Here is a 6,679-nt window from a genome sequence, read left to right as displayed (position 1 = left end):
GGCCGGCCGCCGAAAAATGGACACCCTTCCGCAACAGCCTGAGCGGCGAAACTGGGGAATTTTACTTCGGCACTTTTGGGGAAAATTCGAGCGGCATTGACAGCATCGGCGCGATCTCCTGTTTTCGTGACTGCACGGTGCGCCGTGCTTCATCGACTCTGATATCCGGCATCGCGGATCTCTTTTGAATCTCGATCCTAGCCCTGCGGCCAGGGAGGTCATTGATCACGATCAAGGAGTCGGTTTTCCGACGACGAGCCAACGACCATGTCCAGCCCACCTCGTTGTTCGCAGGGCGCCACGCCGTCAGTATCGATGGCGGGAGTGGGCGATTTCTGAAAAATGATCCAGATCAAGGCGGGGCCTGCCGCTCCCACGCATCATAGGGGATGATGTGGAAGCCAATCTCAAGCGCTCCGCTCGGTCGTGAGCTCGAACTGGCCGTCCTCGACGAGGACGGCGAACATACCCTTGTTTTCCCTTGCATAAAGGAGCGGGAAGGCTGGAGGAACGCCGCCACCCGCACACGCGTTGACATCCACCCGACCCACTGGCGCGATTGGATGCCGGATAGGATCCCGGCAAATAACCACAAGTCTCTTAGTGACTCGCCTTAACGTTTGGATTCCACGACCAATGCCATGCGCACGAGATGCGACAGGCTGCTCGCGGCCATTTTGCTCATGACATTGGCGCGATGGATCTCGACCGTGCGCGGGCTGATGCCAAGATCGTAAGCAATCGTCTTGTTTGGCAGGCCGGACACAAGACCGTCCAGCACCTGTCGTTCTCGCTCGGACAGGCCCGCCAGACGACCGCGGATTTCCACGCTTTGCGGGTGTCTCGCATCCGCCTGGTTGCGATTGTCCAACGCGGAGCGGATCGCATCGATCAGCACCTCGTCGTCAAATGGCTTTTCGATGAAATCGGCGGCACCTTCCTTCATCGCCTGAACAGCGAGCGCCACGTCGGCGTGACCCGTCATGACAATGACCGGAATTGTATGCCCACGCGTCCGGAGCTGCCGCAGGAACTCGATGCCGTCAATGCCGGGCATGCGCACATCGGTCACGATGCAGCCGTCAAGACTGCTCGTGGCCGTAGCCAGAAAAGCTGTCGCCGATTCGTACAAGCGCACGGCGAAATTAGCCGTCGCCAACAGAAAACCAAGCGATTTGCGAACGTCGACGTCGTCGTCGACCACATGCACAAGATTGCTACCGGCCACTGGCGACCTCTTCCTTTTCCACGATGCGCAAAGTGAACCGGAAGGCGGTTCCTCCGGCCGGCATTGCCTCAGCCCAGATGTGACCGCCGTGCGACTCGACGATCGTGCGGCAAATAGAGAGGCCAACCCCCATGCCCTGCTTTTTGGTGGTGACAAATGGCTGGAAAAGCTGGGCGGAGACTTCAGGCGTGAGACCTTTGCCTGTGTCAATCACGCTTACCTCAGCCATGCCGTCATCACGGGCTACGGTTATGATTTGCAGCTCACGGCGTGGCACGCCTTGCATGGCTTCAACCGCATTGCGCATCAGGTTCAGCAGAACCTGCTGAATCTGGATGCGATCGGTCAAGACCAGTTCGGCGGCGGGATCAAGCTTGTAGCTGACGCGGACATCTATTTCTTTTGCGCCGACTAGAGCCAGCGACGAGGCTTCTTCGATCAGTGTCGGCAGGCGCTCGACCTGGCGCTCGCTCTCGCCTCTTGCGACGAAATCGCGAAGGTGGCGAATGACGTCTCCGGCCCTCAGGGCCTGTTCCGCTGCTTTTTCGACGGCCTCCCTCAGCATCGGCGCGTTGTCTTCCGTGCTTTTTTCGAGAAGCCGCCGGCTGCCTTTGAGGTAGTTCGTAATGGCGGTGAGCGGCTGGTTGATCTCGTGGGCAAGCGTCGAGGCCATTTCGCCGAGCGCAGTAAACCGCGCCATGTGGAGAAGCTCCAGCTGCTGCTCCTGTATTCTCGCCTCCGCCAGGTGGCGTTCGGTCAAGTCGCGGCAGAAGCCGGTAAAGAAGCGCCCGGTTCCCGGATGCATCTCGCCGACAGAGAGTTCCATCGGAAACGTCGAGCCGTCCTTGCGCATTCCAGTGACGGTGCGACCGAGCCCGATGATCCGGCGCTCCCCTGTTGCCAGATAGCGGTGAAGATAGGCATCATGCTCTTCGCGGTAGGGCGACGGCATCAGCAGATTGACATTCTGACCGATGACTTCGTTGGACTGGTAGCCAAACAGCATTTCGGCAGCCGTGCTAAAGGATTGAATACGGCCTTGTTCGTCGATGACCACCATTGCATCGGGCACTGTCGCTAGGATCGAACGCAAATGATCTTCGCGCAATCGAAGTGCGGCGTTTGCATAGGAGAGTTCGCTGACGTCGGTGCCTTCGACGAAGATCGCAGTGATGCGACCATCGTCAGCCTTGATGGGCTGATATACGAAATCGAGGATGCGTTCATCGACCGGCTCGCCGTCCTTGTTGCGAAGGGCGACCTTCACGCCTTGACCTCGGTAGGGCTTGCCCGTTTCGTATACTTGGTCCAGCAGTTCGTAGAATCCTTGGCCTTCGAGCTCGGGCAAGGCCTCGCGTACCGACCTTCCTATCACTTGCCTCTGGCCAATCAGACGTTGATAGGCGGCATTGGTCAGCTCGAATACATGACCCGGCTCACGCATCAAGGTCATGAAACCAGGGGCCTGCTCGAACATCTGGGAGAGCCGGTCGTGTTCGGCCGCGACCCGCCCTTCGGCGCGAACGCCGGTCGACAGGTCACGTGTTTGTTTGTCGTCCAAATCAAGTCCTTTGATCAGGGAACCCGCAACGCAGTCTAACTATCATTCATCGCTCTTTCTGCACACGCAAAAACCGGCATAGTCAGAGGTTCGGGATCCGGTGAGTAGCGTCATTTGACACGCATCAAGGCGTCGAGTGCCGGCGGAAGCACTCATCATAGCATCCAAACGCTCCAGCGAAAGGCGACCACAAATGTGCTACAAGTCAATTATTTAAACCTTGCCGTAGATGCACCTCCTGCAGCCATGGTGAAGTTGGGGATCGAGCTTGCGGAACGGTTCGGGGCTCACCTTATCGGCCTGGCGGCTGCAGACGTCCCGCAGCTCTTCGCGGCCGGCGACGGCATGGTTGGTCCATGAAGGTGAAATCATGCAGTTTCAGCGAACGGAAATTGAAAAGCGGCTCGCCGAACTGGGTGCCGAATTCGACACTCGGCACCGGCCGGTCCTGGTCACCGCAAGCAATGTCGAACATGTCATGGCAAAAACGTGCTGGCTGCCTGGAAAGACACCCGGGAAGCGCGGCGAGCGATAGCCGATGCATTCCCTTTTCTGGCCAAGGCCAATGAAGTCGTGTCGCTACCATCGGTACTAAACGCAACGAAAGCATCTGTGACAGCCTCGCGGACGTCCCCGTCTTTCTTGAGCACCACGGCATCACGGTGCGGACCGAATTCATCTCCGGCGATGGTGATGGCGAACAGCTGGTGGCGTTCGCACGCATGATTCATGCAGACCTGAGGGTTTCCGGCGCATGCGGTCATAGCCGCCTGCGGGAATAGGCGTTCGGCGGCGTCACGCGTACGCTGATCGAAGAGAGCAGCATCAACCGCTTCATTTTGCATTAGCCGCCCGTCGCATCAGGACCTTCACGCCCGTCGCTTGAGGCACGCACGATAGATATCGCCACGAGGGAGACGCCTGTTGACCGAGATCAATGCAGCGGTCGCCGACATCGCAATGATCTGCCAGAAAACGGGAGCGAAACGACATGAGTTTTCTCGACTACCTGATTTCAGTTGACGCCAGGACCGCCTTGATGAGCCGCATGATGCAGAAGCTCGGCGTCGACAAATATTTGAAGGTCGTTCCGGACCATGTTGCCGTCACCAATCGAGCGGTCGACCGGTGTCGCTCCTGCGGGCACCAGGATGAATGCTCGACTTGGCTTGATGAACACCAGCAAGCTGACGATCCGCCAGACTATTGCCGCAACCGCGACCTGATCGCACGGCTGCAGCACGCAGCCGGCCAACGATAGAGCGGTCGTGCAGGCATACCGCAGATCGCGTCACCAAGGCCGCGTGCTGCAGCTCCTCGATTTCCTGGGCGGTCATTGCTCGGCCAATGTTTCGCATCTGCTGACTGATGGCGTTCCGGCGCACACCGCCCGCGAATGCCTGCAACTCCGCTCTCATTAAATAGCCGACCGGCCCTCTAGCCGAGCTGCCCGCCAATAAGAGATATTGACAATCTTTCTTTAAGGTGCGATTCCGACCCATACCGACGAAGACCTCCTTTGAAGCAAATGCATCAATCGTCATCGTGGACGCGACTTCACTCGGTGCGTTGCGGAGCTGTTTGAGTGTGGGAATTATTTGAGGTCTTTGGGTCTTCGAAAACTAAGAGCATGCACATGATTGCGAATGGTCGGAGCAAGAGAACGATCGTCATCGGTGGTGCCCCGTTGCCAGACGTGCTTGACGAGGCCATGATCCGTCTTGTGGTTGACGGCTTTTATGATGAGATTCGCCGCGACGACCTTCTCGGCCCCATCTTTCATAACGCTATCCATCCTGAGGCTTGGCCGCGCCATCTGGCTAAGATGTGCGACTTCTGGTCCGCTACGCTGCTCCGGTCGTCCCGTTATGAAGGCCGTCCATTACCGCCACACCTGGCGATCTCCGGCCTTGGAGTCGCGCATTTCCGGCGTTGGCTAAAGCTGTTTCGCGCAACGGTGCGCCGTGTTTGCCCACCCGAGGTTGCGGCGCTGTTCATGGACCGCGCACTGCGCATAGCTCACAGCTTCCGTCTCGCGGTCGCCTTCAGCCGTGGCGAGACTACGATGGGCATAGAACCGATCGTCGAGAAGGACCTGTGATGCGGGGTTGGATTGTAAGTGGCTCCTGTACGAGAATTGCAAAGAGGAACCATTAGTGCGGTTGACCAATTTCTCGGACTACGCCTTGAGGATGCTAATGTACGCGGCCTCTGCCGGTGATCGCCTGATCACGATCGAGGAGGTGGCAAGCACGTTCAAGGTATCCAAAACGCACCTCAACAAGGTCGCCAACACCCTGACGCGCGGCGGTTACTTGAAAGCGGTCCGCGGTCGCTCCGGTGGGCTAGCCCTCGGGCGGAGCCCCGAGATGATCCGGATCGGCGACGTGGTACGGCTGACGGAGCCAGATTTCGCGCTTGTGGAGTGCTTCGGGACCGGAAATCAGTGCGTGCTCACCGGCCGCTGCAAACTTTCAGGAATGTTCGGCGACGCGATGGCCTCCTTCCAGAACACCCTTGATCGTTACACGCTGGCCGACGTCGCATTGATGCCCCAGGACTTTGTCGGCGGGCTGCCTGCATCCGAAGCTTCGGCGTACGATAAGCATGGGTAAGGCCTCGATCGACAATTCAACCGCAACGCCGCGCGGTTCGCGTCTGCCGGCCCGTGGAGACAAGCATGACTGACCCAGACAAAAATGACACACCGGTGGCCAACCAATTCGAGTCGGGCGTCGACCTGAACAACACGCTGCTCCCTATGCTGATCGGCGGGCTTGTTCTGATTGTCATCGGTGCAATTATGGTCATGACGTTTGTCTAGCTTTTCCTAGCCAAACGGCAATGCTCATCAAAGTTGCGAAAGCGCAAAGAAGGCGGCCTGAGAGGAATCTATTAAGACGCTTCGCAATGGCGGAGACTTCATCGTGAAGGAACTCAGTTGGTTCAATTCCGACATGGTCGTCGACGAGATCATGAGAAAATGGCCGGCAACGGTGGCTGTCGTGCTGAAATACAGGATGCTTTGCGTCGGTTGTCCAATCGGTACCTTCCATACGGTCGCTGAGGCGTGCCGAGAGCATCAGATCAATGAGACCGCCTTCCTGGTGGATTTGGAATCGGCTGTTCGAGCGCGCAGGTGATAAATCAGCGCTTGGTTCGACTCCCTGAGAGGACCACAAGCCGGTGCGCGTCCTTGACAGTGACTTTCTGGCGTCCGCTGGCAATTATCCCATTCTCTTCCCATTTGCTGAGCAGCCGGCTGACCGTGTGCAGTGTCGTCCCCGTCATTTCGGCAATGTCCTGCCTCGAGATCGGAAAGTCGATTTCGATGCCGCTGTCGGTCTTCCGACCAGTCTGATTTGCCAGTCGCAGCAGCGCGTGAGCAACGCGCTGCTCCACCTGTTCAGTGGACATCTCCACAACCCGCGTCTGGGTTTCTTGCAGCCTGTTTCCGACCGTCCGGTAGGTGGTCGCCCCAAACACAGGAAACCGCTTCGCCAGTTCCGGCCATAGCGCGTTGGGCCAGGCCAACACCACGCAGTCCACCGCCGCGACTGCGCTGGCGGGGTAAGTCGTCCGGCCAAGGGCTGCGGCGACGCCAAAGGTCTCGCCTTCGCTGATGTATCTAGCGATGACCTGCTGTCCATCCGGCGTGGTGCGGACGACGCGTATGTGCCCGGCGATCAGCACGAAGAAGGAATGGGCCTCGGTTTCCTGCGCGAAGATCGTCGTCTCCTTGGCATAGCGGGATGAGCGTGCGCTTTGGAGGATCTCGCTCTGCTCGTCGGGCGTCAGTCCTTGAAAGAGCGGCAGCCGCGATATCAGCGATCGGTCCAACGCAGCCAAGCGGATTCCTCACGATCCTGTACTTTCGCATCAGTCATGCG

The 6,679-nt window shown here is 58.4% G+C and carries 10 protein-coding genes; 6 read left to right on the top strand and 4 right to left on the bottom strand.

Translation table 11 applies throughout. The features are described 5' to 3' along the window. On the top strand, positions 1-188 hold a 188-nt coding region (locus NKI29_RS31225), incomplete at its 5' end, for a hypothetical protein (protein WP_352798401.1). Positions 189-613: 425 nt separating this feature from the next. On the opposite strand, the gene fixJ is transcribed toward NKI29_RS31225, so the two are convergent. The 3 genes from fixJ to NKI29_RS31210 all read right to left on the bottom strand — a co-directional run bounded on the left by fixJ (position 614) and on the right by NKI29_RS31210 (position 3,634). Further along, positions 614-1,228 (bottom strand): response regulator FixJ, encoded by a 615-nt coding sequence (fixJ, locus tag NKI29_RS31220; RefSeq protein ID WP_352726208.1) that lies wholly within the window; start codon positions 1,226-1,228, stop codon positions 614-616. After that, positions 1,218-2,765, bottom strand: a complete 1,548-nt coding sequence (locus tag NKI29_RS31215) for a PAS domain S-box protein (protein WP_352726214.1) — start codon at positions 2,763-2,765, stop codon at positions 1,218-1,220. Before NKI29_RS31215 ends, fixJ begins: the two co-directional genes overlap by 11 nt. A 500-nt stretch (positions 2,766-3,265) precedes the next feature. Beyond that, a complete protein-coding gene (locus tag NKI29_RS31210; protein WP_352726205.1) occupies positions 3,266-3,634 on the bottom strand; it encodes a hypothetical protein in 369 nt (122 codons plus the stop codon). 146 nt (positions 3,635-3,780) lie between these two features. On the opposite strand from NKI29_RS31210, the gene NKI29_RS31205 reads away from it, so the two are divergent. From NKI29_RS31205 to NKI29_RS31180, 5 genes are all read left to right on the top strand, one after another. Next, complete coding sequence (locus NKI29_RS31205) at positions 3,781-4,050, top strand: DUF6455 family protein (RefSeq protein WP_352593957.1); 270 nt, start codon at positions 3,781-3,783, stop codon at positions 4,048-4,050. A gap of 324 nt (positions 4,051-4,374) precedes the next feature. Beyond that, positions 4,375-4,890, top strand: a complete 516-nt coding sequence (locus tag NKI29_RS31195; protein ID WP_352798400.1) for a group III truncated hemoglobin — start codon at positions 4,375-4,377, stop codon at positions 4,888-4,890. Positions 4,891-4,945: 55 nt separating this feature from the next. Continuing rightward, a complete protein-coding gene (locus NKI29_RS31190; protein WP_352726200.1) occupies positions 4,946-5,404 on the top strand; it encodes an RrF2 family transcriptional regulator in 459 nt (152 codons plus the stop codon). Positions 5,405-5,469: 65 nt separating this feature from the next. Beyond that, positions 5,470-5,613 carry a hypothetical protein gene (locus NKI29_RS31185; RefSeq protein WP_352455556.1) on the top strand — a complete coding sequence of 48 codons (144 nt, stop codon included), beginning with the start codon at positions 5,470-5,472 and terminating at the stop codon, positions 5,611-5,613. A 133-nt stretch (positions 5,614-5,746) separates the two neighbouring features. After that, positions 5,747-5,932, top strand: coding sequence for a DUF1858 domain-containing protein (locus NKI29_RS31180; RefSeq protein ID WP_352726212.1), 186 nt, complete (start codon positions 5,747-5,749; stop codon positions 5,930-5,932). 4 nt (positions 5,933-5,936) lie between these two features. On the opposite strand, the gene NKI29_RS31175 is transcribed toward NKI29_RS31180, so the two are convergent. Further along, a complete protein-coding gene (locus NKI29_RS31175; RefSeq protein ID WP_352798398.1) occupies positions 5,937-6,638 on the bottom strand; it encodes a Crp/Fnr family transcriptional regulator in 702 nt (233 codons plus the stop codon). Positions 6,639-6,679: the final 41 nt, after the last annotated feature.

This window comes from Mesorhizobium sp. M0678 (genome assembly GCF_040320505.1).
In the GTDB taxonomy this organism is placed as follows: Bacteria; Pseudomonadota; Alphaproteobacteria; order Rhizobiales; family Rhizobiaceae; genus Mesorhizobium.
Note: the sequence above shows the minus strand (reverse complement) of the source record. Positions and strands in the feature narration are given on the sequence as shown.